This is a genomic window from Bradyrhizobium sp. Tv2a-2 (genome assembly GCF_000472425.1).
GTDB lineage: Bacteria > Pseudomonadota > Alphaproteobacteria > Rhizobiales > Xanthobacteraceae > Bradyrhizobium.
In genome coordinates this window covers 419021-443676 of the sequence record NZ_AXAI01000001.1, presented here as the reverse complement: position 1 = coordinate 443676, position 24656 = coordinate 419021, and the positions used below count along the sequence as shown (strand labels likewise).

At 64.0% G+C, this 24656-nt stretch carries 24 protein-coding genes; 8 read left to right on the top strand and 16 right to left on the bottom strand.

Annotation, left to right across the window (positions count from 1 at the left end):
- Positions 1-3: 3 nt before the first annotated feature.
- Positions 4-1047, bottom strand: a complete 1044-nt coding sequence (locus tag A3AI_RS0102115; protein WP_024513987.1) for a C-terminal binding protein — start codon at positions 1045-1047, stop codon at positions 4-6.
- Between the two features lie 411 nt (positions 1048-1458).
- On the opposite strand from A3AI_RS0102115, the gene A3AI_RS0102105 reads away from it, so the two are divergent.
- Entirely contained in the window at positions 1459-3144 is a 1686-nt protein-coding gene (locus A3AI_RS0102105; RefSeq protein WP_024513986.1) for a methyl-accepting chemotaxis protein, read from the top strand.
- 52 nt (positions 3145-3196) lie between these two features.
- Complete coding sequence (locus A3AI_RS0102100) at positions 3197-4882, top strand: methyl-accepting chemotaxis protein (protein WP_024513985.1); 1686 nt, start codon at positions 3197-3199, stop codon at positions 4880-4882.
- 46 nt (positions 4883-4928) lie between these two features.
- Here A3AI_RS0102100 and A3AI_RS0102095 read toward each other — a convergent pair whose 3' ends face one another.
- From A3AI_RS0102095 to A3AI_RS0102085, 3 genes are all read right to left on the bottom strand, one after another.
- Complete coding sequence (locus A3AI_RS0102095) at positions 4929-5918, bottom strand: DMT family transporter (protein WP_024513984.1); 990 nt, start codon at positions 5916-5918, stop codon at positions 4929-4931.
- Between the two features lie 41 nt (positions 5919-5959).
- On the bottom strand, positions 5960-6802 hold the full coding sequence (locus tag A3AI_RS0102090; RefSeq protein ID WP_024513983.1) for a hypothetical protein: 843 nt from the start codon (positions 6800-6802) through the stop codon (positions 5960-5962).
- Between the two features lie 141 nt (positions 6803-6943).
- Positions 6944-7882, bottom strand: a complete 939-nt coding sequence (locus A3AI_RS0102085) for a DMT family transporter (protein WP_024513982.1) — start codon at positions 7880-7882, stop codon at positions 6944-6946.
- A gap of 596 nt (positions 7883-8478) precedes the next feature.
- Between A3AI_RS0102085 and A3AI_RS0102075 the strand changes: the two genes are divergently transcribed.
- The 4 genes from A3AI_RS0102075 to A3AI_RS0102060 all read left to right on the top strand — a co-directional run bounded on the left by A3AI_RS0102075 (position 8479) and on the right by A3AI_RS0102060 (position 12642).
- A complete protein-coding gene (locus A3AI_RS0102075) occupies positions 8479-9771 on the top strand; it encodes an adenylosuccinate synthase (RefSeq protein ID WP_024513981.1) in 1293 nt (430 codons plus the stop codon).
- Positions 9772-9807: 36 nt separating this feature from the next.
- Positions 9808-11478: a hypothetical protein gene (locus A3AI_RS0102070; RefSeq protein ID WP_024513980.1), complete on the top strand. Its 1671-nt coding sequence runs from the start codon at positions 9808-9810 to the stop codon at positions 11476-11478.
- A 151-nt stretch (positions 11479-11629) separates the two neighbouring features.
- Positions 11630-12049: a DUF5413 family protein gene (locus A3AI_RS0102065; RefSeq protein WP_024513979.1), complete on the top strand. Its 420-nt coding sequence runs from the start codon at positions 11630-11632 to the stop codon at positions 12047-12049.
- Positions 12050-12105: 56 nt separating this feature from the next.
- The gene (locus tag A3AI_RS0102060) at positions 12106-12642 is read left to right on the top strand and encodes a DUF4112 domain-containing protein (RefSeq protein ID WP_024513978.1); all 537 of its coding nucleotides are present in this window, start codon (positions 12106-12108) and stop codon (positions 12640-12642) included.
- A gap of 218 nt (positions 12643-12860) precedes the next feature.
- Here A3AI_RS0102060 and A3AI_RS0102055 read toward each other — a convergent pair whose 3' ends face one another.
- The 12 genes from A3AI_RS0102055 to napE all read right to left on the bottom strand — a co-directional run bounded on the left by A3AI_RS0102055 (position 12861) and on the right by napE (position 22048).
- Entirely contained in the window at positions 12861-13148 is a 288-nt protein-coding gene (locus A3AI_RS0102055; protein WP_024513977.1) for a hypothetical protein, read from the bottom strand.
- 212 nt (positions 13149-13360) lie between these two features.
- Positions 13361-13525, bottom strand: a complete 165-nt coding sequence (locus A3AI_RS45930; protein WP_084800802.1) for a DUF3309 family protein — start codon at positions 13523-13525, stop codon at positions 13361-13363.
- A gap of 298 nt (positions 13526-13823) precedes the next feature.
- Entirely contained in the window at positions 13824-14060 is a 237-nt protein-coding gene (locus A3AI_RS0102045; protein ID WP_245286808.1) for a hypothetical protein, read from the bottom strand.
- 293 nt (positions 14061-14353) lie between these two features.
- A complete protein-coding gene (locus tag A3AI_RS0102040) occupies positions 14354-14839 on the bottom strand; it encodes a cupin domain-containing protein (RefSeq protein ID WP_024513975.1) in 486 nt (161 codons plus the stop codon).
- A gap of 400 nt (positions 14840-15239) precedes the next feature.
- Positions 15240-15650, bottom strand: a complete 411-nt coding sequence (msrB, locus tag A3AI_RS0102035) for a peptide-methionine (R)-S-oxide reductase MsrB (RefSeq protein WP_024513974.1) — start codon at positions 15648-15650, stop codon at positions 15240-15242.
- A gap of 24 nt (positions 15651-15674) precedes the next feature.
- On the bottom strand, positions 15675-16388 hold the full coding sequence (msrA, locus tag A3AI_RS0102030; protein ID WP_024513973.1) for a peptide-methionine (S)-S-oxide reductase MsrA: 714 nt from the start codon (positions 16386-16388) through the stop codon (positions 15675-15677).
- A gap of 294 nt (positions 16389-16682) precedes the next feature.
- Positions 16683-17801 carry an ATP-dependent DNA helicase gene (locus A3AI_RS0102025; RefSeq protein ID WP_024513972.1) on the bottom strand — a complete coding sequence of 373 codons (1119 nt, stop codon included), beginning with the start codon at positions 17799-17801 and terminating at the stop codon, positions 16683-16685.
- Between the two features lie 97 nt (positions 17802-17898).
- Complete coding sequence (locus A3AI_RS0102020) at positions 17899-18537, bottom strand: NapC/NirT family cytochrome c (RefSeq protein WP_024513971.1); 639 nt, start codon at positions 18535-18537, stop codon at positions 17899-17901.
- Positions 18534-19037: a nitrate reductase cytochrome c-type subunit gene (locus A3AI_RS0102015; protein ID WP_156927595.1), complete on the bottom strand. Its 504-nt coding sequence runs from the start codon at positions 19035-19037 to the stop codon at positions 18534-18536. The genes A3AI_RS0102020 and A3AI_RS0102015 overlap by 4 nt, the downstream gene beginning before the upstream one ends.
- Entirely contained in the window at positions 19010-21514 is a 2505-nt protein-coding gene (napA, locus tag A3AI_RS0102010) for a nitrate reductase catalytic subunit NapA (RefSeq protein WP_024513969.1), read from the bottom strand. The genes A3AI_RS0102015 and napA overlap by 28 nt, the downstream gene beginning before the upstream one ends.
- A 27-nt stretch (positions 21515-21541) precedes the next feature.
- The gene (locus A3AI_RS0102005; protein ID WP_024513968.1) at positions 21542-21859 is read right to left on the bottom strand and encodes a chaperone NapD; all 318 of its coding nucleotides are present in this window, start codon (positions 21857-21859) and stop codon (positions 21542-21544) included.
- A 24-nt stretch (positions 21860-21883) separates the two neighbouring features.
- Positions 21884-22048 carry a periplasmic nitrate reductase, NapE protein gene (gene napE / locus A3AI_RS0102000; protein ID WP_156927616.1) on the bottom strand — a complete coding sequence of 55 codons (165 nt, stop codon included), beginning with the start codon at positions 22046-22048 and terminating at the stop codon, positions 21884-21886.
- 242 nt (positions 22049-22290) lie between these two features.
- Here napE and A3AI_RS0101995 point away from each other — a divergent pair, with 242 nt between their 5' ends.
- Together A3AI_RS0101995 and A3AI_RS0101990 are read left to right on the top strand one after the other, a co-directional pair.
- Positions 22291-23499: an LLM class flavin-dependent oxidoreductase gene (locus A3AI_RS0101995; protein ID WP_024513966.1), complete on the top strand. Its 1209-nt coding sequence runs from the start codon at positions 22291-22293 to the stop codon at positions 23497-23499.
- Positions 23500-23698: 199 nt separating this feature from the next.
- Complete coding sequence (locus A3AI_RS0101990) at positions 23699-24655, top strand: aliphatic sulfonate ABC transporter substrate-binding protein (protein ID WP_024513965.1); 957 nt, start codon at positions 23699-23701, stop codon at positions 24653-24655.
- Position 24656: the final 1 nt, after the last annotated feature.

The window sequence follows — 24656 nt, the reverse complement described above, 5'->3', positions numbered from 1 at the left end:
CAGCTAACTATTCGGTCCGCGATCCATCGGCACGGGCTGCCAGCGCTGCAGCTTGGTATTTTGCAATACGGCCGGGTTGACGCAGCTTGCCGGCCATAGGCCCTGGAGCACCAGTGACAATTCGTGGCCGACGCGGCGCTTGCGCGCTTCGTCGAAGCGGGCGGAGGCGGACGCCACATGCGCTGTGAGCGTCACGTTCTCCATGCGCAACAGCGGATTGTTGTGCGAGGGCGGCTCCTTCTCCAGCACGTCGAGCGCAGCATGGGCGATCCAGCCCTCCTGCAGCGCCTTGATCAGGGCCTCCTCGTTCACGGTCGCGCCGCGGCCGGTGTTGATGAAGGTGGCGTTCTTCTTCATCTGCCGGAAATGCTCCTCGCCCAGCATGTGATGCACCTCGGGACGAGCCGGCGCATGCATGGAGACGAAATCGGATTGCGACAGCACCTCCGAGAGCGTCGCCGGCAGCACGCCGTGCTCCGAGATCAGCGTCTCCTGGATGAAGGGATCATAGGCCATCAGCCGCAAACCGAACGGCGCGGCGCGCTTGGCCACCGCCCGTGCCACCCGTCCGAAGGAGATGAAGCCGAGCGTCTGCCCCATCAGGCGCGGGATTTTGAGCAGCGCCGGCCGGCCCTCGGACCAGCGGCCCTCACGCACCATTTTGTCCTGCTCGACCAGGCGACGAAAACCGGCCAGCAGCAGCATCATGGCGTGATCGGCGACCTCCTCGATGAAGGTGTCGGGGATGTTGGTCACGGGAATGCCGCGTGCGGTCGCGGCCTTCACGTCGACGGAATCGACGCCGACGCTGCCGAGCGTGATGACCTTGCAATTCTCCAGCGCGTCGATGATGGTCTTGGTGATCGGAAGGCCCTTGGCGTAGATGGCGTCCGCCGTCTTTGCAGCGGCGATGAACTCCGCCTCATTGGCTGGTGCCTCGACAATCTCCGCGCCGATCGGGACCAACGCCTCCATCTCATAGGCATAGCCGCCGCCGGGGACCGTGAAACTCGCAGCCTTCGGCGTCACCACTCTGAATCTTGCCATTCGCTCGCTCCCGATTTGGAGGCCCCGTTTTTCTACGGGCCTGTTCTTGCTCGCCATCAAAGCACGGCTTGAGGAGATCGGGCTAGGCGGTGATCGCGCATGGCATGCCAGCGGCGCGCGCTTGTCCGTGCACCACAAAAGCGTCGTCGCCGGGATCTTCGCCCTCAGGGTGAAAGATGGACGCGGGCAGCGGAGCAACCAGGTCCGCCGCCAACTGCAATCAAAAATTGAGCGCGGCGGATGCGAGAATCGCGGTGGTAGCAGCAGCGCTCCGGGATGGCACAATCGACCGCATTAATACTGAGACTTCGTAACACGACGCTAAGGGATTTCAACGTAACGTGCCCGGCATCTCTCTCTCCTTTTACCGACCTGCCCCCACGTTTTTTTGGAATTGCCGGAGAAGACGCAGTGAAGCTGAACAATCTGAAGATCGCCCCAAAGCTCGGCATTGTGGTTGGGGTCTCCCTGTTTGGCCTTTGCGTCGCCGGTGCGCTTGCGCTCTACCTGGTGCGGCAGGAGATGTTCAACGCGCGCGTCGAGGAAATGCATGCGATCGTCGACATGGCGCGCAGCATGGCGCTGGGACTGCAGAAGGACGTCGAGGCTGGCAAGCTCACCAAGGAGCAGGCGATCGCGCAATTCGGCGCGCGGGCCAATACGCTGAACTACAACAACGGCACCGGCTACCTGTTCGGCAATACGTTTGATGGCGTCACCGTGCTGTCGCCGAAGGCGTCGGAGATCGGCCAGAACCGTGGCGACGTGCTGGTCAATGGCAGGAATGTCGGCAAGGAGTGGCGCGATGGCGTGCTGGCCAAGGGCGAGCACACCATGTTCTATGAGTATGTGAAGCCGGGCCAGGAGAAGCCGATCCGCAAGATCGGCTATTCCGTCGTGATCCCCGGCTGGAACATGTATATCGGCACCGGCGTCTATCTCGACGACCTCGACGCCAAGCTGTCGCCGATCGCCTGGCTGCTCGGGCTTTCCATTCTCGGCATTGCGATCGTCGCCGGCAGTATCGCCTGGATGCTCGGCCGCAGCATCTCCGCTCCTCTGAACCTGCTGGGTACGCGGATGCGGGGACTTGCCGACGGCAAGCTCGACGGCGAAATCCCCGGCGTCGGCCGCGGCGACGAGGTCGGCGCGATGGCGGCGACGGTGCAGATCTTCAAGGACAACGCCGTGCGCGTCCACGAGCTGGAACAGGCCGAGGCCGAGACCCAGAGGCGCGCGGCCGCCGAACGGCGCACGGCGATGGAAAATCTCGCTGCCGATTTCGAGCGCAGCGTCAACGGCATCGTCCGCACTGTCTCGACCGCGGCAGCCGGCATGCAGAGCACCGCGCAGTCGATGACGTCGACCGCCAGCGACGCCAGCACGCGCGCCGCGACCGTGAGCTCGGCCTCGCAGAATGCCTCCAACAATGTCTCGACCGTGGCTGCTGCCGCGGAAGAACTCTCGAGCTCGGTTGCCGAGATTTCCCGCCAGGTCACCCGTTCCTCGGAGATCGCGAGCAAGGCGGTCGGCGATGCCGAGCGCACCAATGCGACCGTCCAGGTGCTGTCGACGGGGGCGGAAAAGATCGGCGAGGTGGTGAAGCTCATCCATTCGATCGCGGCGCAGACCAACCTGCTCGCGCTCAACGCCACCATCGAGGCGGCGCGCGCCGGCGAATCCGGCCGCGGCTTTGCGGTGGTCGCATCCGAAGTGAAGGCGCTCGCCAACCAGACCGCGAAGGCCACCGAGGAAATCTCGGGCCAGGTCGCCGCCATGCAATCCTCGACCAATGATGCCGTCTCCGCGATCAACGGCATCACCCAGACCATTGCTCAGATGAACGAGATCACGGTGAGCATCTCGGCCGCCATCGAAGAGCAGGGCGCGGCGACGCGGGAGATCGCGCGCAACATCCAGTCGGTCGCGGCGGGATCGAACGAGATCAATTCGCATATCGGCGGCGTGACGACGGCTGCGGCTGCGACCGGCACGGCGGCCTCCGACGTGCTCTCCAACGCGCGCGAGCTCGACAACCAGTCCGGCATGCTGCGCAGCGCGGTCGACGGCTTCCTTGCCAAGGTCCGCGCTGCCTGACGACGTTTTGTTGTAAACTTGCTCCAGTCCTGAATTTTCCGGAGATGACCTCGTGAAGCTGAACAACCTGAAGATCGCCCCCAAGCTCGCCATCCTGGTCACGGTGGCCCTGGTCGGCCTCTGCATCTCCGGCGTACTCGCCATCTATATGATGAAGAACGAGATGTACAACGCGCGCGTCGACCAGACCAAGGCGATCGTCAGCGTGGTCCGCACCATGGCGGGCGAGCTGAAGCGCGAGGTCGATGCCGGCGAGATGACCAAGGACCAGGCGATGGCCTTGTTCCGCAAGCTCGGCAACGCCATGAACTACGATAAAGGCTCCGGCTACATCTTCGGTACGAGCTATGACGGCATCACCCAGCTCGCGCCCGATCCGAAGCAGGTCGGCACCAACCGCATGGAGGTGGTGACCAACGGCCGCAAGCTGTCCTGGGAGCTGATGAACGGCACCAAGGCCAACGGGGAGATCCTGCTGTCCTATGAATATGTGAAGCCAGGCCAGGAGACGCCGATCCGCAAGATCGGCTATGCAGTCGCAGTTCCCGGCCTCGACATGTATGTCGGCACCGGCGCCTATCTCGAGGATCTCGACGCCAGGATGTCGCCGATCACCTGGACGCTGGCCCTGTCGATCCTGGCCATCGCCATCGTCTCCGGTGCGGCCGCCTGGCTGATCGGCGGCAGCATCAGCCGTCCGCTGGGCCTGCTCAGCGCCAGGATGCGGGCGCTCGCCGACGGCAAGCGCGACGGCGAGATTCCCGGCGTCGGCCGCGGCGACGAGGTCGGCGCGATGGCGGCGACCGTGCAGATCTTCAAGGACAACGCCGTGCGCGTCCACGAGCTGGAACAGGCCGAGGCCGAGACCCAGAGGCGCGCCGCCGCCGAACGGCGTTCTGCGATGGAGGGCCTCGCCAGCGACTTCGAACGCAGCGTCAACGGCATCGTCCGCTCGGTCTCGACCGCGGCGGCCGGCATGCAGACCACGGCGCAGTCGATGACGTCGACCGCGAGCGACGCCAGCGCGCGGGCCGCGACCGTGAGCTCCGCTTCGCAAAACGCCTCCAACAATGTCGGCACGGTGGCGGCCGCGGCGGAGGAGCTGTCGAGCTCGGTCGCCGAGATTTCCCGCCAGGTCAGCCGCTCCAGCGAGATCGCTAGCAAGGCGGTCGGCGATGCCGAGCGCACCAATGCGACCGTCCAGGTGCTGTCGACGGGTGCGGAAAAGATCGGCGAGGTGGTGAAGCTCATTCACTCGATCGCGGCGCAGACCAACCTGCTCGCGCTCAACGCCACCATCGAGGCGGCGCGCGCCGGCGAATCCGGCCGCGGCTTTGCGGTGGTCGCCTCCGAAGTGAAGGCGCTGGCCAACCAGACCGCGAAGGCGACCGAAGAGATTTCCGCCCAGGTCGCCGCGATGCAGTCGTCGACCAGCGACGCTGTCGCCGCCATCAACGGCATCACCCAGACCATCGCCCAGATGAGCGAGATCACGGTGAGCATCTCGGCCGCCATCGAAGAGCAGGGCGCGGCGACGCAGGAGATCGCGCGTAACATCCAGTCGGTCGCGGCAGGATCAAACGAGATCAATTCGCATATCGGCGGCGTGACGACGGCTGCGGCTGCGACCGGCACGGCGGCCTCCGACGTGCTCTCCAACGCGCGCGAACTCGACAACCAGTCCGGCATGCTGCGCAGCGCGGTCGACGGCTTCCTCGCCAAGGTCCGCGCCGCCTGATCCCGATCAAATCTGAGACGAAAGCGCGGCTTCGGCCGCGCTTTTTTTATGCCTTCGCGCCACCCTGGCGCGAGGCGATGACGACGCCCGCGAGCACCAGCGCATAGCCGATCAGGTGAAATGGCCGCAGCGCCTCGCCGAGCAGGACGATCGCCATGACCGAGCCGAACACCGGCACCAGGTGAAAGAACGGCGCGGCCCGGTTCGGCCCGATCAGGGCGATGCCACGGTTGAAGAAGAGATAGGCGAGCGTCGAGGGAAAGATCACGACATAGGCGAGCGTCGCAAGCGACAGCGCATCTGGCTTCAGGGTGAAGCCCGCGAGGGATTCCCAGATCGCGAATGGCAGCAGCATGGCCGCGCCGCAGCCGGTGGTGAATGAGATCAGCGACAATTGATGCGTCACCGGCCGCCGGGTCATCAGCGCCGAATAGAGGCCGAAGGAGAACAGCGAGCTTGCGAACATCAGGTCGCCGCGGTTGAGGCGGATGCCGAGCAGTGCGGAAAAATCGCCGCGCAGGATGATGGTGAGCACGCCGAGCAGCGAGAGCATGATGCCGGCGCCTTGCGCGCGCGTCAGCCGCACGCCGAACAGCACCAGCGCCCACAGCGCGACGAACAGGGGGCCGGCAGACTGGATCAGCAGCGCATTCAGCGCCTCCGTGTATTGCATGGCCCAATAGGAGATGGCGTTGTTGTAGGCAAACCCGGTCGCCGACAACAGCAGCATCAGCGGCAGGTTCTTGCGCAGAACCGGCCAGTCGCGCCGCAGATGATCCTTCGCGAATGGCAGCAGGATCAGGAATACGCCGATCCAGCGGATGCAGGACGTCATCAGCGGCGGCACATGGCCCGCGACATAGCGCGCGAGCACGATATTGCCGGCCCAGAACAGCGAGGCCAGGCTGAGCAGGAGATAAGGCTGGTTGTTGAGCCAGCTGAGCGGGGAGTGATGCTTGGATTCGACGGACAATGTGGCGATATTTTGCGCTGGAACGGCCCGCCGCAGCAAGGCGGCGTGGCGTATTGGTGCCATGCTCTCCGTCGTCCCGCGAATGCGGGGCGACGGGAGAGGCGCTACTTCTGCGGCCCCGACAGCGGGATGTCGCGCTCGGCGCGGAAGACGTTGCTGTAGAGATTGGCGATCCACTGCCTGCCTGCAGAGGTGACGTTGAGATAGCCGATCGCCTTCCGCACATGTGGCGCGACGCTGTTCCAATAGAATTGCGGGTAGAGATTGACGACGTCGGCCGGCGAGGAATAGCCGAGCTGGCGGTTCAGCCCGGTCTCCTCGAACTCGTAATAGAGCGCGTTGGCCTTGCGGATGTAGTGCGGATCGCCCAATTGCCCGATCAGGTCGGCGGCGCGCAGCAATGCGGCCTCCTCGTCCCAATGTTCTTCCTCGCCGGGATGAGCGGGAAAGCGCGTGCCCTCGATGGCGCGCGCGATGCGCCGCTTGTCGAGATCCGCGATGCCTTCGACGCGCGCCATCGCAAACATCTTGGAGCGGTCGACGTGATAGGGCAGGAGTGCTGCGTCGGACGCGCCGCGCGGCAGCGTGATCTTGCGGCCCGAAGCGTCCACCAGATAGCCGTCCGCATCGTCGTCCGGCAGCAGCCCGCGCACATAGCCGATGTCATGGGTCAGGCAGGCGATGATCACATGCGCATAATCTTCCGCCAGCATATGGTGGCGCAGCGCGCGGCCGCGCATGATATCGTGACCGGCCAGCGTGACCAGCATGGTGTGCTCGACGTTGTGATAGAGCGCGTCGGAATTGCCGATGCACTCGATGGCGATGCGGGCGATCGAGGGCACCATCTCGGCGAGATGCGCCTGCGAGGAGCCGAACCTACGGCGCATGTAGCTGCCCAGGAATTCGCCGAGCGACTCGGCTGCAAGCTCCGGAACCGTCATCATGGCGAGTGACCCCGAACTTCGCTTTCGGCGGGCAGGATCGTGCTCAAGCAATGCGCCCGCGATCACCGGCAGGATAGCGTCGCGTTATGACATAATCGTTGCGCCGGTCGGGCGCACTCTCCTACCGCCGCGCAAGCTGTCTCACGCAAACTGCTTGCGGGCGGCGACGAAGACGCCGGTCAGGACCAGCGCAAAGCCGACGATGTGGAACAACTGCGGGTGCTCGCCCAGAAACACGATCGCCATCACCGAGCCGAACACCGGCACGACATGGAAGAAGGGCGCTGCGCGGTTGGCGCCGATCAGCTGAACGCCGCGGTTGAAGCAGAGGTAAGCCACGACCGAGGGAAACACCGCGACGTAGAACAGGCTCAACAGGTTCGGCCCATCGAGAGCCATCAGCGGGCGCGTACATAGTTCCCAGATCTCGAGAGGAATGAGCACAGCAGCGCCGGCACCGAAGGTGAAGGCGGCAAAGGAGAGGCCGTGGATCGGCGGCCGCTTCAAGGTCAGCACCGAATAGAGAGCGAAGATGATGAGCGCGACGGTGAAGATCAGATCGCCCTTGTTGAAGTTGATCGCAGACAGCGTGGTGACGTCGCCGTGCAGGAGGATCACCAGCACGCCCGCGAGCGACAGCAGGACGCCGAAAGCCTGCGGCAGCGTCAGCCGGACCCGGAGCAGAATCAGCGACCATACCGCGACGATCAGGGGCGCCGCCGACTGCAGCAGCAGCGTGTTCAGCGCCTGGGTATATTCGAGCGACCAATATTGCAGGGTGTTGAAGGCGCCGATGCCGGTGATGGAGATCACGATCATCAGCGGCAGGCGCGCGCGGATCATCGGCCAGTCGCGCACCAGGTGCTTCCATGCAAAGGGCAGGATCAGCAGGAAGGCGAAGGACCAGCGCAGGAAGGACAGCGTCACCGGCGGGATGTGCCCGGCGGCGAGCCGGCCGACAATGGCGTTGCCGGCCCAGCACAGCGCGGTGATGCTGAGCAGGATATAGGGCTGGTTGGCGAGCCAGAAGTGCGACGCGACGGGGGCGGTGGCGCGCGAGGTTTGCTCGGAGGCGGTCATTTCACTGGAGCGGGTCAATTGACGGCTCACTTGCCGGAGCCTTGTTTCCACGACGCCGCAGCCAACCGGCCGCGCATCGACTGCCCGGCCGGCTTGTTGACCCGGCCCATTTCAAAGACACGGATTCTCCGGCCGCAGCAATGGTGCTGGACGCATCGCGACCATGCGAAGGGACGTTTCAGGTGCCTCGACGTGGCCGCCGGTCATGGAACCGGCGAACGGCCACGGGCCGCCTCGGGCTCATGTGGCGGTCTGATTGGCGGACGCCCCGTGTGCCCGGAGGCCGGGCCGCCATTGGCTGGCTTAGACTTTCAGTCACCGCCATCTTGCGGACATAGATTTTACGGGGATATCAAAGGCTTGGGACGGTCCCAGAGGGCCCATAAAACCCCCTTCTTGCTTGCGTCGCCTGCCTGCTTCCTTTATCCGGGTGTCTGCCTCCCGGGCAAAGCGGCGGTCGATGCCGCGTGCCTTAAAGGGCAGGGGACGATCAAGGTGCCCGACCTCAAGAAAAAGCGGCAAGGGCCGGCTCTTTCAGGGAAAAATCGTCGGCGCATAAGCGATGTTACAAAAGTTACAAAAGGAAGTGTCCGCGCATGGCCAATGTTGTCGTCGTCGGCGCCCAGTGGGGCGACGAAGGGAAGGGCAAGATCGTCGACTGGTTGTCGGAGCAGGCCGACATCGTCGTGCGCTTCCAGGGCGGCCACAATGCCGGTCACACCCTCGTTATCAACGGCGAGACCTACAAGCTTGCGCTCTTGCCATCCGGCGTGCTGCGGCCCTCGAAGCTTGCGGTGATCGGCAATGGCGTGGTGTTCGATCCGCAGGCTTTCCTCGATGAAGTCGAGAAGCTGAAGGCGCAAGGCGTCGCGGTGAGCCCCAACAATCTGCGCATCGCCGAGAACGTCACCCTGATTCTGCCGCTGCACCGTGAGCTGGACGCGCTGCGCGAATCCTCCAATGCGGGAACGGCGATCGGCACCACCCGCCGCGGCATCGGCCCGGCCTATGAGGACAAGGTCGGCCGCCGTGCCATCCGCCTGATGGATCTTGCCGACCTCGACACGCTGCCGGCCAAGATCGACCGCCTGCTCGCCCATCACAATGCGCTCCGGCGCGGGCTCAATCTGCCGGAGTTCGACGGCAAGGCCATCCTGCGCGACCTCTCCGCGATGGCGCCGAAGCTTTTGCCCTATGCCGAGACGGTGTGGCGGCTGCTCGACATCAAGAAGCGCGAGGGTAAGCGCATCCTGTTCGAGGGTGCGCAGGGCGCGCTGCTCGACGTCGACCACGGCACCTACCCTTACGTCACCTCCTCCAACACGGTGGCGGCGCAGGCGGCGACCGGCACCGGCATGGGCCCGGGCGGCGTCGGCTATGTGCTCGGCATCTGCAAGGCCTATACGACCCGCGTCGGCCAGGGTCCGTTCCCGACCGAGCTCTTGAACGAGGTCGGCGAGGAGATCGGACGCCGCGGCAAGGAGTTCGGCGTCAACACCGGGCGCAAGCGGCGCACCGGCTGGTTCGACGCGGTGCTGGTGCGTCAGACGGTCAGGACCTGCGGCATCAACGGTCTCGCGCTCACCAAGCTCGACATTCTCGATGGTTTCGACACCATCGAGGTCTGTACCGGCTACAGGCTCGACGGGAAGGAGATCGACCATCTGCCGGCCGGCGAGGGGGCGCAGGCTCGCGTGGAGCCGATCTACGAGACAATCGAGGGCTGGAAGCAGCCGACCGCCAAGGCGCGCTCCTGGGCGGACCTGCCGGCCCAAGCCATCAAATATGTCCGGCGGGTCGAGGAATTGGTGGGTTGCCCAATTGCCCTGCTTTCCACCAGCCCCGAACGCGAGGATACTATCCTCGTGCAAAATCCGTTCGAGGCTTAATGAGATATTACCGGGACGTGCATATAGCAAACCAAAATGGCTGATTACTACCCGCTCATTGCCCGCGCGATCGCCGGACTGGACCCCAGTGCTCCCGGCGAGAGCCGTCGTGCGCTCTATGAGCGGGCTCGCGCTGCCCTGATCGCACAGTTGCGCAGCGTCGATCCTCCCTTGAGCGAATCGGAGATCACCCGCGAGCGGCTGTCCCTGGAAGAAGCAGTCCGCAAGGTCGAATCGGAAGCCGCCCAGCGTGCCCGCGATGCCACGCGCGCCAGCGGCGGCGGGGCTGGCTCCGTTGCCGCCCCGCGCGCCGGCGATGCGCTGCGTCGATCCGCGCCGCCGCGCCCTGCGGACGGCTCGGTGCCTGGTGGTGCACAGCAAGCGCCCAGCCCGGTGGCGCCCCGGGCGCGTCCGGCTGCGCCGCCCCCGGGCCCCTCGTCACGGAACGACCGGCCGCCCCTCATAACCGACGCTCCGCCGGCACCGGATCAAGGTACCCGGCTGCAGCGCAGTCCGCGCTCCGAGCCTCCTCCGCCGCCACCGTTTCCGGGCCGTGACCGGGCGCCCATGCCGCAGGCCGGCGCGCCGGAGGAGCCCCCGTTGCCGCCGCCCGGCCGTGACCGCGGTGGGCCGCCGCGCCGTGGCGCCGACACCAACGGCCCGCCGCCGGCCCCCGTGCGCGGCTTCCGCGACATCACAGCCGATACCGACGATCTCGGCCGCGCCGCCGCCCAAGCGAGCCGAGCTGCGCGCAAAACCTACGCCAATGTGCCATCGCCGGAGTTCGAGCGCATCGAGCCGAGCCTCGACGATCGCGGCGCGGAGGCGGACGAGCCTTATTCCTACGACGAGTCAATCGAGGAAGCCGATCGCTACGCGCCGCAGGCCGCCGGTCCGCGTCCGCGCATCGCGACCGACCGCGAGCCGACCAAGCGCGTGCGTTCAGGCTCGATGTTTCCGTTCAAGAGCGCGATTGCCATCGGCATCGTCTTGATCCTGGTCGGCGCGGGCATCCTCTGGGGCAAGACGGCGGTGACCACGGTCGCCGGCATGTTCAAGTCCGCCCCCTCGGTGGAGGCGCCGAAGGACACGGCGGCCACCCCGGTGACCAAGCCGAAGATCGCCGATCGCGTCGGCCAGCCATCGTCGTCCGAGCAGGTCGCGCCGGTCGCGCAGAGGGTCGTGCTTTATGACGAGGATCCGTCCGATCCCAAGGGCAAGCAATATGTCGGCACCGTGGTCTGGCGCACCGAGCCCGTGAAGGGGTCGAGCGGCCAGGCGGCCGATATCGCGGTGCGCGCCGACATCGAGGTGCCCGACCGCAAGTTCAAGATGACGATGTCGTTCCGCCGCAACACCGACTCGTCACTTCCTGCAAGCCACACCGCCGAGCTCACCTTCATCCTGCCGCCCGACTTCGCCGGCGGTGGCGTCGCCAACGTGCCCGGCATCCTGATGAAGTCGAACGAGCAGGCGCGCGGCACGCCGCTTGCGGGCCTCGCGGTGAAGGTCACCGACGGCTTCTTCCTGGTTGGTCTCTCCAATGTCGATGCCGACCGCTCGCGCAACATCCAGCTGTTGAAAGAGCGCTCCTGGTTCGACGTGCCGCTGGTCTATGCCAACCAGCGCCGCGCCATCATCGCGATCGAGAAAGGTCCCCCCGGCGAGCGTGCCTTCGAGGACGCGTTCGCGGCCTGGGGGGAGTGAGGGGCTTCGTGCATCGCGCTCCGTCGGGCCCGTGTCGAGCCCGGCCATGACGATGAGACGACAGCCAACCTCATCGCCACCCTTCCAGCGATTTTTGTCATGGCCTGACACCGTCCTGCTATAACCGCTGTCGGAGGACCAAGGGACCGCAATGAGACGCTATGTGATCTTCGCTGCGATCGGGCCGTTTTTCGGCGGGTTCTGGCTGTTGCTGACCACCACGATGATGTCCGGCTATCTGAGCGGTGCGAGCTTCGCCGAGGTCGGCAAGCTGTTCGCCGTGTTCTTCAAGACGCTGCAATACAGCTATCTGTTCGGCATCCTGCCGGCGCTGATGTTAGGCGCGGTCGACGACATCTTGTGGCACGTCAAACGCATCGTGCCGCTCTTGCGTGTGCTGCTGGTCGGGCTGGTCGGTTTTGGCGCCGCGGAGTTGATGTATGGCTCGCGCGGCCCGGACAGCGGCGCGCTGCAATTTGTGATGTACGGCCTGGTCGGCTTCATCCCGGCCACCTTGTCGTCGTTCCTGGCACATCGATATTCCGACGTGCAGGAGGCGGCGGCTGCGTGAGCCGGTCCGCCGCTATGTGCGACGCAACTTGTGCCGTGCCGAGGCGTTAGTCTGGAATGACGATGCAGGATGACGACGTCAGATTCCGAAGCCGTGCCGACAGGCCGCGGACCTCGCGCGCGACCTTCTCCCATGCGGAGGCGCGCGGACCGGTCATCGACCAGGAGGGACGCGAGATTCCCGCTGACGCGTTGCGCCGGTCGGGTGCGTTTCAGTTCGATTTCACCGCCGCCAACCCATTCGGCGATCTCAGCCGCGAGCAGCGGCTGCAGCGGCTCGAGATGATCGCAAAACTGCTCGACATTGCCTTCATCCTGCCGGGCACCAAGATCCGCTATGGCGTCGACGGTATCATCGGCCTGATCCCCGTGGTCGGCGATATCATCGCCGCCGCTTTGTCGCTCTGGGTGGTGCGCGAGGCGCGGGCGCTGGGCGCGCCCTGGCATCTCACCGCACGCATGCTCGGCAATGTCGCAGTCCAGGGCGTGGTCGGCGCGGTGCCGGTCGCAGGCGACGCCTTCGACGTGTTGTTCCGCGCCAACATGCGCAATGCGCGGCTGCTGCGCCGTTGGCTTGAGCGGCAGCCTCATTGAGCCGAGTGCCTGGCTCCCTCACCCGCTCTGCGGGGGAGGGGCTTATCTCCAAGCACCGAACTCCCGGAAAGTCCCCCTCTCTTGGATCGCTCCTAACAATGCGATCCGGCCTATGCCCGCAAGCGGGGCGAGGGCCGAGCGCGCGGCACCATCCTGCCCAAAAGAAAAAGCGCCCCGGGACCCATGTCCGAGGGCGCTGCCTGAAGACCGGACCTTGATTACGCGGCGTCCTTGTCCCCGTCGGCGGTGACGCGCTCGCGGCGCGGCAGCGGGAAGGCCTCGCTCTCATAGAGCGAGCGGATGCCGCTCTGGTCGAAGCGGGCCTCCTCGACCTGCAGGTAAGCACCGTTCAGCGAATCCGCCGGCAACTCCTCGATAGCGAAGCGGACGGCTTCGGCCGCAGTGCCAAATCGCCGATAGGTAAAGCCCGCCCGTTTCTTCTTGCGAATGGCGGCGGGAAAAAGTTCGGCGGCGGTGTTGAAGTTGAACGGACGCATAGGACGCATGGTCGAGGACCTCTTCTCTCTTCTTGGCGCTAGCGCGAGTGTGGGATTTGGGCGTCGGTCGAACCGTAACCAGCGGCCGTACCGTGCACGTGATCTTCACTGCCTAATATAGGCTTTCTTGACAGAATTGCGAATCCTGAAAATTCAATTCGTGAATCGGGATTCGGCTCGTTAAATCCTGAAAAACTGATATTTTTCAGGTATTTAGAGGATCAGATCTTGCCCAGCAGCACCAGCACCAGCAAAACCACCAAAATTACCCCGCCGAGCCCGATGCCGGAATGGCCGAGCCCGTAGCCGTAGCCCCCGAAACGGCCGCTCAAGCCGCCGAACAGATAGATGATCACCAGGATGATCAGGATCAGCCCAAGGGACATCGTACCCTCCCTGCCAGGCGGCCGCAAACAGCCCATCCGCCGCGCTGATGGGAGCAACAAAGCACATTATTGCGGGCGGTTCCACGCGAGAAGCTCTTTATGAGGCATCGTCGATGGGAATGCCGTGCGCTGCCATGCCCCCGCATCGGAAAGCGCGTGGTCATTACGAAACTGTTGATCGGGGAAACGGGGCTTCAAAAACCGGCTGCACGGCCGTAGGGCATCAATGCTCGCAAGAGCTCGGGCTGCCGGGGATTTCGTACGATGTGATTTCAAACGATGGAAGATCGTTGAACCGTCATCTCAACCCTTCGATCAGCACCTTCAAACCTGGCGCATCGCCCCCAATCAGCAATGAAACGCCAAGCTCTGCCAAGTGGTGCGGCAATTCGCAATCGGTACGGGCATTCATATCGCGGACGAACAACGCGACCGCGTTCTTGAGATCGCCTCGATCGAGATAATCGAAGGCCCGCTGCTTGCACCGTTCGACGTATTTGTCGCGCGGCATGTCAGTTATCAGGGAACGTTCCATCCTCGCCCTCCCCAGCCGATGCTCCCGGTGAAGGCAGGTTGAAACGGACGGATTGATCCGTCTGTTCGAAAAGCGACCAACAGACGCTTTTTCAGCGGCAGTGTGGGAATCACAACACAGAGCGCGCATCGCGACCGCGCTGGGCGCTCGCTACAATGACACGGATCGTGCGGGATCAACCCTCAGGCTCATCGGCCGCGGCTTTGAGTATAGATGAAATTCGCCGAGCGCCGATCCTGAACTCGCCGCACGCAACAGGAGCGATGCATGCGGTGCGCAGACTGCACGCCTGGCTAAATGCCAAAGATCGAGCCGTTTAATATCGCCGTGGACATCCACAATCTCAGCGCGTGCCTCGCCGGCATCCTGACGAGTATCCGCTTGAGCTTGTTGACGGCCCGGATGACTAAATTGAATCCGATCGGATTGGTCTGGCGGCAGAAGGCGACCTTCTTCACATAGCCTTCGACGTGCCATCTGGCATGCGCGCCGCCGCGGAAAAAGATCACGTCACCGACGCCATAGCGCTTCGGCGGCGTGCCGTCGCTCTCGATGACGATCGATCCTTCGAGGATCATGATGGTCTCGTCGACATCGTAGTACCAGTTGAACTTGCCCTCGGTGCAGGACCAGATCACCGTTGTAGCGGCTCCGTCCGCGCTGACCGACAGCCGGTGCGACCGGGCCTCGGGATTACCGTCTATGATCCAGGATTGCTTGATCGGCGACGGCTTAAGATCGACGTTACAATGTCCAGTTTCAATAAGTGGCAGTGGCATTCTCGCCTCAATGATTTGAAAACGAATTTGCAGGCCAAGCATCCGCTAATTGGTCGGCGATTTTCAACTCCCTTTGTTGATTGCACCCTGCGACATGATGAGGCGGACCAGGATGTGAACGCAGTGCGATCGGCACGCCGGCTGCTCGCAAAACGAGCAAGTTCCGCGGAGCATTCGTGCTGGCAGCCCGCTCAGTGGCCAAAGCAGGGTTAACGGTAAGGTTGAATTGACTGGCCCGTCGGGGTCGTCCGGCGACCTCGAAATCCAAGTTCCACGCGGGCTCACACCACAGCTGACCCCAAACCCAAGTCATGTTTGCCCGACTTACGTAAATCAAAAATGCGCAACCGGGGTACCCCGGTTGCGGGAGGAGGTCTGCTGGGATCGCGGCAGCGAAGGCCTACCGCGGCTTGAGCTTCAGCGCCGCCGAGTTGATGCAATAGCGCAAGCCCGTCGGACCCGGTCCGTCATTGAAGACGTGGCCGAGATGGCCGCTGCATTTGGAGCACAGCACCTCGGTGCGGCTCATGCCATGGCTGAAGTCGGCTTCCTCGTCGACGTGGCTCTCGGCGGCCGGCTGCGTGAAGCTCGGCCAGCCGCAACCGGAATCGAACTTGGCGTCGGAATCGAACAGCTCCTGGCCGCAGCCGGCGCAGGCATAGCTGCCCGGCCGGTGCTCATGCTCATATTCGCCGGAGAACGGCCGCTCGGTCGCTTTCTCGCGCAGCACCGCATATTGCATCGGCGTCAGTTCGCGCCGCCACTGTTCTTCGCTCTTGGTCATCTTGTTGGTGGTCTTGGTATCAGACATGAAATCTCCCTTGAGCGCCTGGTGCTAGTTCGAAACGCTTCGTACCAGCGTCGGCTTCTCTTGATAGTTTGCCGCGAACAGCTTCTTCAGATTTTCGATCTTCGGCAGGTCATTATACGCAATATAGGGTTGGCTCGGGTGAAGCGTCAGGTAGTCCTGATGATAGCTTTCCGCCGGGTAGAAAGCTTCCAGCGAGCCGACCTTGGTCACGATCGGCTTGGGGTAGACCTTGGCACCGTCGAGCTGCACGATGTAGGCGTCCGCGACCTTCTTCTGCGCATCGGAGGTCGTGAAGATCGCCGAGCGATATTGCGTGCCGGAGTCCGGGCCCTGGCGGTTCAACTGGGTCGGGTCGTGCGCGACCGAGAAGAAGATCTGCAGGATCTTGCCATAGGAAATCTTCTGCGGATCGTATTTGACCTGGACGGATTCGGCATGCCCGGTGGTCCCGGTCGAGACCAGCTCGTACTGGGCGTTGGCCTTGCTGCCGCCGGAATAACCGGACACCGCGCTGACCACGCCGGCCGTGTGCTGGAACACGCCCTGTACGCCCCAGAAGCAGCCGCCGGACAGCACCACGGTCTGGATGCCGTCGGCAGCGGGAACATCGGACGCCGGCGGCGGGATCACTACCGCATCCTCGGCGGCCTTGAGCGGCGCGAGCGCGAAGGCTGCGGCCGCCAGCGCACCTGCGGCGGCAACAAGGAGCGAAAAACGGCTGAAGGGGCGGTTCCGCATGGCATGTCCTCTTTGAGGCAATGAGGTTCGAGCTTAGGCCGAAGGGCCCGCGCTGGATAGCCACGCGTGCCTTCCCCGGATGCTCCCAAGATACGGAAACTCCTCGGCCGTTGTTACAGGCTGGGTCACACGAGTCCGTGAAATGTGAACGTCACCATGCGGCCTCGGTCATTCCGGGGCGTCTCGCAGAGGCGAACCCGCTACCTTGAGATTCTCAGGTGCGCAATTGCGCACCGTAGTTCGATGCTAATGCATCGCCCCGGAATGACGGTCATCAATCACGACGGTTATCAATCACACCACGATGGACAGCCGCTTCGCCGCCCGCGTGATCCCCGTGTACAGCCACCGTGCACGGCTGTCCTGGAACGCAAAGCTCTCGTCGAACAGCACGACGTCGTCCCATTGCGAGCCCTGCGACTTGTGCACGGTCAGCACATAGCCGTAGTCGAACTCGTCGTAGGGCTTGCGCTGCTCCCACGGGATCGCCTCGACACCGCCCTCGAAGCAGTCCTGGCGTACGGAGACTTTTGTCACCTTGTGGCCAAAATCCTCATCCGGCATCACCCGCATGGTCATGATGCGCGACGTCTTCGATCGTCCTGGCGTACGCGAGCGCACCCGCCAGAGGCCGCCGTTGAACAGGCCCTTCTTGCGGTTGTTGCGCAGGCACACCAGCTTGTCGCCGCCGACCGGCAGGGGATCCTCGATGTTCTGCCGCTGCCGCATCCGCATGTTGTAGGCGCGGCGGGTGTTGTTGCGGCCGACCAGCACCTGGTCCGCCTGCATCACGCGGTCCGGATCCAGTCCGCTGCGTGGAATGACCTCGCTGTCGCCGAAGCTGCCGTATTCGAGCCGCCGGCCCTCGCGCACATCCATCGACATCCGCACGATCGGATCGTCCTGCGCCTGGCGGTGCACCTCGGTCAGCATGGCGTCCGGCTCATCCGCGGTGAAGAAGCCGCCGCCCTGGATCGGTGGCAATTGCGCGGGGTCGCCGAGCACGAGCAGGGGGCACTCGAAGGAGAGCAGATCGCGCCCCATGTCGGCATCGACCATGGAGCATTCATCGATCACGATCAGCTTCGCTTTCGAGGCCGGCGCGTCGTCCCAGAGTTCAAAACTCGGCTGCTCCTCGCCGCTCTCCCGCGCGCGGTAGATCAGCGAATGGATGGTGGAGGCACTGTCGCAGCCCTTGTTGCGCATCACGAGTGCGGCCTTGCCGGTGAAGGCTGCGAACTTCACCTCGCCATCAACACCTTCCGCAATGTGCCGGGCGAGTGTGGTCTTGCCGGTGCCGGCAAAACCGAACAGGCGGAACACCTGCGGCGTGCCGGCCCGGCCGGGTTTCGCCTTGAGCCAGTCGGCAACGGCTTTCAGCGCGGAATCCTGGTGCGGAGAGAAAGTGGTCATGGTCCAGCGGGAATCGGCGCTGCCCCGGGCAGCGCGGACCGAGAACCTAGCCATTCGCGCGCATGACGCAAGCGGCTCGTTTCGGACCTATTGCCCGCTACTGCCAGCCTGGGACACCCCGCATGTCCGGGAGGTGGTGGGCGATGCCCTTGTGGCAGTCGATGCAGGTCTTCTCGCCCGGGAAGAGATAGCGCTCATGCGCGGCCGCGGCGCGCGGCGACTGCTTGGTGATGTCCATGGACTGTGCGCTGTGGCAGTTGCGGCATTCCAGGGAATCATTGGCTTTGAAACGCGCCCATTCATGCTCGGCGAGCTCCAGCCGTTTGTCGAGGAACTTGTCGCGGTTGTCGATGGAGCCGAACAGATGGCCCCAGACCTCCTTGGAGGCCTGCATCTTGCGCGCGATCTTGTCGGTCCAGTTGTGCGGGACGTGGCAGTCCGGGCAGCTTGCGCGCACGCCGGAGCGGTTGGTGAAATGGATAGTCGATTTCAGCTCCGCGAACACGTTGTCGCGCATCTCGTGGCAGGAGGTGCAGAACTTTTCGGTATTGGTCAATTCCAGCGCGGTGTTGAAGCCCCCCCAGAAGATCACGCCCGCGGCGAAGCCGGCAAGCACCAGGATGCCGAGCCCGAAGATCGAGCTCGGGCGCAGCAGCACGTCGAGCAGCTCCAGCGTAAAATTCCAGACGCGCGGCAAGAATCCCTGTCGGGGGTCCTGCTTGTCGGTCGTGGTCATCGGCGCCTACCCGGGTTTGCGCGACTGAGCAGCGTGTCGATGTCGGTGAAGTCGTTGCTCACGGGCGGAGTAACGACGCTTTGCGGCACGTGGCATTCGGTACAGAAGAAACGCCGGGGCGAGATCGAAGCGAGGAACTGGCCGTCACGGTCCATGAAGTGGGTGATCGAGACCATCGGCGCCTGCGACTCGGCCGTGCGCGCCCGCGCATGGCAGGACAGGCATTTGTTGCCGTTGATGTCGATCTGGTAGCCGTCGATGGAGTGCGGAATCACCGGCGGTTGTTCCGGATAGTTGCGCGCCTCCCGCTCTGCGGTGTTGCGGGTCGGCATCATCGGGTCCGCCGCGCCTTCGTCGTTGAGCGGGATCGAGCCGCGCAACGCGGAATAGAGCGGCTCCTCCGCGAGCGCGCCGGTGCCGGCCGCGATTGCGGCGGCGAGAAGGGCAAGTGCGATTTTCCTGATCATGGCTGTCACACCTTCTCGATCCGCACGGCGCATTTCTTGAAGTCAGTCTGCAGCGAGATCGGGTCGGTGGCGTCCAGCGTCACCTTGTTGATGAGTTTTGATTCATCGAACCAGGGCACGAAGACCAGCCCGCGCGGCGGCTTGTCGCGTCCGCGCGTCTCGAGCCGGGCGCGGATGTAGCCGCGGCGGGAGATCACTTTCACCTCGTCGCCGCGCCGCATTTTCGCCTCCTGCGCATCATCAGGATGCATGAAGCAGACGGCTTCCGGAAACGCCCGGTAGAGCTCCGGCACGCGGCGGGTCATGGTGCCCGAATGCCAGTGCTCGAGCACGCGGCCGGTGGAGAGCCAATACGGGTATTCCTTGTCGGGCGATTCCGCCGGCGGCTCGTAGGGCAGCGCGAAGATGCGCGCCTTGCCGTCGGGATAGCCGTAGAACTGGACGCCCGCGCCCGTTTTCACGTATGGGTCGGATCCCTCGCGGAAGCGCCAGCGCGTTTCCCGGCCGTTGACCACAGGCCAGCGCAGGCCGCGCTCGTGATGATAGCTCTCGAAAGGTGCGAGGTCGTGGCCATGGCCGCGGCCGAACGAGGCATATTCCTCGAACAGGCCCTTCTGCACATAGAAACCGAAAGCCTTGGACTCGTCGTTGGCATAGCCTTCGTCGATGTCGGAGAGCGGGAATTTGTCGACAACGCCGTTCTTGTAGAGCACGTCATACAGCGTCTTTCCGCGGTACTCCGGCTTCTTCGCGATCAATTCCTCGGGCCACACCTCCTCGATCTTGAAGCGCTTGGAGAACTCCATGAGCTGCCAGAGATCCGAGCGCGCCTCGCCTGGCGCGGTGACGAGCTGGTGCCAGAATTGCGTGCGCCGCTCGGCGTTGCCGTAGGCGCCTTCCTTCTCCACCCACATCGCGGTCGGCAGCACGAGGTCGGCGCCGAGAGCGGTCACCGTCGGATAGGCATCGCTGACGACGATGAAATTGTCGGGGTTGCGGAAGCCCGGATAGGTCTCCTCGTTGATGTTCGGACCGGCCTGCAGGTTGTTGTTGACCTGCACCCAATAGGCGTTGAGCAGGCCGTCCTTCAGCATCCGGCTTTGCAGCACCGCGTGATAGCCGGGCTTGTCGGGGATAGTTCCTTCAGGCAGCTGCCAGATATGCTCGGCCTTGTCGCGATGCTCCTTGTTGGTCACCACCATGTCGGCGGGCAGGCGGTGTGAGAAGGTGCCGACCTCGCGCGCGGTGCCGCAGGCCGACGGCTGTCCAGTCAGCGAGAACGGGCTGTTGCCGGCCTCGGAGATCTTCCCGGTCAACAGATGAATGTTGTAGACGAGGTTGTTGCACCAGACGCCGCGGGTGTGCTGGTTGAAGCCCATGGTCCAGAAACTGACCACCTTCCGCTTCGGATCGGCGTAGAGCTCGGCCAGCGCCTCAAGGCGATTGAGCGGCGCGCCCGACATCTTCGCTGCCTTCTCCAGCGTGTAGTCGGAAACGAATTTGACGTATTCGTCGTAGCTCATGTCGGTCGAATCGTTGGCCTTGGCGCGGCCGCTCGCCTTTTTCTCCAGGGGATTGTCGGGCCGCAAGCCATAACCGATGTCGGTCTGCCCGCGCCTGAACACCGTATGTGCGTTGACGAAATCCTTGTTCACCCGGCCGGTCGTGATGATGTGATTGGCGATGGCGTTGAGGATGAAAAGATCCGCGTGCGGGTTGAAGACGATTCCGATGTCGGCGAGGTCGAAGGAGCGGTGCTCGAAGGTCGAGAGCACGGCTACGCGGACATGGGGAGCAGAAAGCCGGCGATCGGCCACCCGCGTCCACAGGATCGGGTGCATCTCCGCCATGTTTGAGCCCCACAGCACGAAGGCGTCGGTGGCCTCGATGTCGTCATAGCAGCCGGCCGGCTCGTCGATGCCGAAGGTGCGCATCATGCCGGCAACCGCAGAGGCCATGCAGTGGCGCGCATTGGGGTCGATATTGTTGGAGCGAAGGCCGGCCTTGAACAGCTTTGAGGCGGCATAGCCCTCCCAGATCGTCCATTGGCCCGAGCCGAACATGCCGACGCCGGAGGGGCCGCGCTTCTTCAGCGCCGCCTTGAATTTGTCGGCCATGATGTCGAAGGCCTCATCCCACGAGACGGGCGTGAACTCGCCGTTCTTGTCGTATCTGCCGCCCGCCTTGCGCAGCATGGGCTGCGTCAGCCGGTCATGGCCGTACATGATCTTGGACAGGAAATAGCCCTTGACGCAGTTGAGGCCGCGATTGACCTCGGCCTTGATGTCACCATGGGTGGCGACCACGCGGTTGTCCTTGGTGGCGACCATCACGCTGCAGCCGGTGCCGCAGAAGCGGCAGGCCGCCTTGTCCCATTTCAATTCGCTCTCGTCGCGCTCGGTCACGAGATTGGCGGCGAGCGATGGTGCTGGCATGCCCGCGGCAGCGGCCGCGACGGAGGCCGCCTGCAGCTTCAGCATCTGGCGGCGGTCGAGCGTAGCTTCGGTCATCAGCGTTCTCCCGGTCCTGAGCACATCTCAGGCGGCATCGATGGCGTGAAAGACGAGCGCAGCGGCCAACACATGTGGCAGCAGCGCTATGGTGTTGAGCGTGGAGCCGAGGCTGCCGGCGTCGGGTGCATCGACCACGGCGACGAGCTTGCCTCTGATATCGCGTCCGTGGATCTCGCAGCCGGGCAGGGTGAGGATCGCGGCCTCGACCTCGTCAAGCCGCTCGGGGCGGGCCTGCACCAGGATGCTGGCGATCTCGCCGCCGGGCGGCGCGATCACGCGTTCGGCGGTGAGCACGCGTCCGGTGATCAGGGTTCTGCGATCGATGGCATGAGGATGGGCCATGGTGATGGTCCTTGTCGCAATTCGCTAGTGCGGAGGAGGCGGGCCCGGAGGGCCGGCGATCATCTGGTAGATCCAGACGGCGAGCCCGTAGCTGCCGACAGACGCGACCGCGAGCGCGGGCATCAGCACCGCCGTGAGGAAGAGGAATGCAAAGATTTCCATGCGGCGGCGGTGCGAGCGCCCGCGCATGTCATTGTCAGCGACCGACACGTGTCTCTCGAGGTTTTCCAGGGATTGAGACGGCATCCGGGCCGTTGCCTGGTTCCAGCCTAGCCGGCGCGGTCGGGCTTTTGATTGATTTGGATCAAGCCGTTCTATCGCTGCGGGTTTTTCGGTGAGTTCTCCCGCGGCGCGGAATTGGCCTGCCATGGACTTGGTCAGGCCGTCGGTTAGTATGCTCGCAACAACAAAAGCGAGAAGCGGGAGGCCCTATGAAGTTCGGGATTTTCTACGAGTTGCAATTGCCGCGGCCATGGGTCGCGGGCGACGAGTTGAGGCTCTACCAGGACGCGCTGACGCAGCTCGAGACCGCCGACCGCCTCGGTTACGACTATGCGTGGGTGGTGGAGCATCATTTCCTCGAGGAATATTCCCACTCGCCCTCGCCGGAATCATTTCTCGGCGCGGCAAGCCAGCGCACGAAGGACATCCGGCTTGGCCACGGCATCCTGCAGCTCACCACCAATCATCCGGCGCGCGTCGCCGAGCGCGTGGCGGTGCTCGATCTCTTGAGCCGCGGCCGTTGCGAATTCGGCATGGGCGAGAGCGCCTCCATCACCGAGCTCGAGCCGTTCGGCCGCAACATGGAAACCAAGCGCGAGGTGTTCGAGGAGGCGGTGCGCGCGATCTTTCCGATGTTCAAGGACGGCGGAACCGAGCACCACGGCAGATATTTCGACATTCCCTTGCGCAACGTGGTGCCCAAGCCCGTGCAGAAACCGCATCCTCCGCTCTGGATGGCCTGTTCGCAGCTGCCGACCATCGAGCGCGCGGGCCAGAACGGCTTCGGTGCCCTCGGCTTCCAGTTCGTGAGCGCCGATGCCGCGCACGCCTGGGTGCATGCCTATTACAACGCAATGACCAGACGGCTGAAGAAGCTCGCGGATTACGAAATCAATCCGAACATGGCGCTGGTGTCGTTCTTCATGTGCGCCAAGACCGATGAAGAGGCGCGCCGCCGCGCTGATGGCGCCACCTTCTTCCAATTCGCGCTGCGCTATTACGGCGCCGCGCAAAATCGCCAGCGTCCGGCTCCTGGCACGGTCAACATGTGGGACGAGTACAACAAGTGGAAGCGCGACAATCCCGAGGCGCAGGAGGCGGCGCTGCGCGGCGGTCTGATCGGTTCGCCCGAGACCATCGCGAAAAAGCTGCGACGTTTCCGCACCTCGCATATCGACCAGGTCATCCTGCTCAACCAGGCCGGCAAGAACAGCCACGAGCATATCTGCGAGTCGCTGGAATTGTTCGCACGCGAGGTGATGCCGGAGTTCAAGCAGGATCCCGAGCATGAGGCGTGGAAGGCGGGCGTGATGAGCGGCGACATCCAGCTCGAGGAGATCGACACCCAGGCCTTCACCGACCGCTACGGCAAGCTCGCGGTCAGTGTCGCGCCCGCGCCGAAGCTCGCAGCGGGGTAATAAGCTTTTCACTTTTGCGTGGTGGAAGATTTTCGCTGCGCGCGGTCGATTAACGAAAACAAACGCGATGCCGGATGCCCGCAGCAGAGTGCGGGCGTCGCTATTTTTGCGCGGTGCTCGACAGCTTTTCGCGCCCGCACCATCATCTCTGTCATGACACGAGCGCGGCCGTTCCGCGCGCGGTGCGTTGGAGACGGATATGAGGCGTCGGGAATTCTTGCAGCTGTCAGCGGCCGGCGCGGCCGCGGCCATGTTTTCGGGCCGCTCGAGCGCGCAGGAGGTGCCCAGGGAAATCCGCATCGGCACCCAGAAGGGTGGCTACTTCTCGGCGGTGCGGCAGCGTCAGACGCTCGAAAACACCTTTCGGCCGCTCGGCATCGACGTCAAATGGATCGATTTCCAGTTCGGTCCGCCACTGCTCGAGGCGATCAATGTCGGCAGCGTCGATTTCGGCTATGTCGGCGATACCCCCCCGATCTTCGCGCAGGCCGCATCCGCCCGTATCCGCTATGTCGCCGCGGTGAGGCAGGAAGGCAAAACGCAGGCGATCATCGTGCCCAGAGATTCGTCGATCCAGACGGTTACGGATTTGAAAGGCAAGCGTGTCGCCTTCGGCAAGGGCTCGAGTGCCCACAATCTGCTCGTTGCGGCGCTGGAGAAAGCGGGCCTCGCGTGGAGCGACATCGCGCCCACGCCGCTCGCGCCCGCGGATGCCACGGCAGCCTTCATCAAGGGCTCGGTCGATGCCTGGTCGATCTGGGACCCATATCTGGCGCTGGCGGAATTGAAGCAAAACGCCCGCATCATCGTCTCCGGCAAGGACATTCACACCGTGAATTCGTTCTTCATCGCTGGCAGCGATTTAGTCGAAAAATATCCCGCGCTGACTGCGAGACTGAGCGACGTGTTTGCCTCCGAGGGGGCGTGGGCCGAGCAACACCATGAGGAAGTCGCGCAAGCGCAAGCCGAGGCGACCGGGGTCGACATCGACGCCGTCAGGCGCTTCGTCGACCGCTCGACCTATCGAGTCACTCCGGTCGACGACGAGGTCATCCACACCCAGCAGGCGGTCGCCGACCGCTTTGCGCGGCTCGGCCTGATCCCCAAGCCCGTGAAGGTGGCCGATATCGTCTGGAAGTGGACGCCGGGCAGTTAAG

Coding starts and splice junctions, on each gene's coding strand:
- A3AI_RS0102115 (WP_024513987.1), bottom strand. CDS start 1,047: ATGGCAAGATTCAGAGTGGTGACGCCGAAGGCTGCGAGTTTCACGGTC.
- A3AI_RS0102095 (WP_024513984.1), bottom strand. CDS start 5,918: ATGGCACCAATACGCCACGCCGCCTTGCTGCGGCGGGCCGTTCCAGCG.
- A3AI_RS0102090 (WP_024513983.1), bottom strand. CDS start 6,802: ATGATGACGGTTCCGGAGCTTGCAGCCGAGTCGCTCGGCGAATTCCTG.
- A3AI_RS0102085 (WP_024513982.1), bottom strand. CDS start 7,882: ATGACCGCCTCCGAGCAAACCTCGCGCGCCACCGCCCCCGTCGCGTCG.
- A3AI_RS0102075 (WP_024513981.1), top strand. CDS start 8,479: ATGGCCAATGTTGTCGTCGTCGGCGCCCAGTGGGGCGACGAAGGGAAG.
- A3AI_RS0102070 (WP_024513980.1), top strand. CDS start 9,808: ATGGCTGATTACTACCCGCTCATTGCCCGCGCGATCGCCGGACTGGAC.
- A3AI_RS0102065 (WP_024513979.1), top strand. CDS start 11,630: ATGAGACGCTATGTGATCTTCGCTGCGATCGGGCCGTTTTTCGGCGGG.
- A3AI_RS0102060 (WP_024513978.1), top strand. CDS start 12,106: ATGACGATGCAGGATGACGACGTCAGATTCCGAAGCCGTGCCGACAGG.
- A3AI_RS0102055 (WP_024513977.1), bottom strand. CDS start 13,148: ATGCGTCCTATGCGTCCGTTCAACTTCAACACCGCCGCCGAACTTTTT.
- A3AI_RS45930 (WP_084800802.1), bottom strand. CDS start 13,525: ATGTCCCTTGGGCTGATCCTGATCATCCTGGTGATCATCTATCTGTTC.
- A3AI_RS0102045 (WP_245286808.1), bottom strand. CDS start 14,060: ATGGAACGTTCCCTGATAACTGACATGCCGCGCGACAAATACGTCGAA.
- A3AI_RS0102040 (WP_024513975.1), bottom strand. CDS start 14,839: ATGCCACTGCCACTTATTGAAACTGGACATTGTAACGTCGATCTTAAG.
- msrB (WP_024513974.1), bottom strand. CDS start 15,650: ATGTCTGATACCAAGACCACCAACAAGATGACCAAGAGCGAAGAACAG.
- msrA (WP_024513973.1), bottom strand. CDS start 16,388: ATGCGGAACCGCCCCTTCAGCCGTTTTTCGCTCCTTGTTGCCGCCGCA.
- A3AI_RS0102025 (WP_024513972.1), bottom strand. CDS start 17,801: ATGACCACTTTCTCTCCGCACCAGGATTCCGCGCTGAAAGCCGTTGCC.
- A3AI_RS0102020 (WP_024513971.1), bottom strand. CDS start 18,537: ATGACCACGACCGACAAGCAGGACCCCCGACAGGGATTCTTGCCGCGC.
- A3AI_RS0102015 (WP_156927595.1), bottom strand. CDS start 19,037: ATGCGCCGTGCGGATCGAGAAGGTGTGACAGCCATGATCAGGAAAATC.
- napA (WP_024513969.1), bottom strand. CDS start 21,514: ATGACCGAAGCTACGCTCGACCGCCGCCAGATGCTGAAGCTGCAGGCG.
- A3AI_RS0102005 (WP_024513968.1), bottom strand. CDS start 21,859: ATGGCCCATCCTCATGCCATCGATCGCAGAACCCTGATCACCGGACGC.
- napE (WP_156927616.1), bottom strand. CDS start 22,048: ATGCGCGGGCGCTCGCACCGCCGCCGCATGGAAATCTTTGCATTCCTC.
- A3AI_RS0101995 (WP_024513966.1), top strand. CDS start 22,291: ATGAAGTTCGGGATTTTCTACGAGTTGCAATTGCCGCGGCCATGGGTC.
- A3AI_RS0101990 (WP_024513965.1), top strand. CDS start 23,699: ATGAGGCGTCGGGAATTCTTGCAGCTGTCAGCGGCCGGCGCGGCCGCG.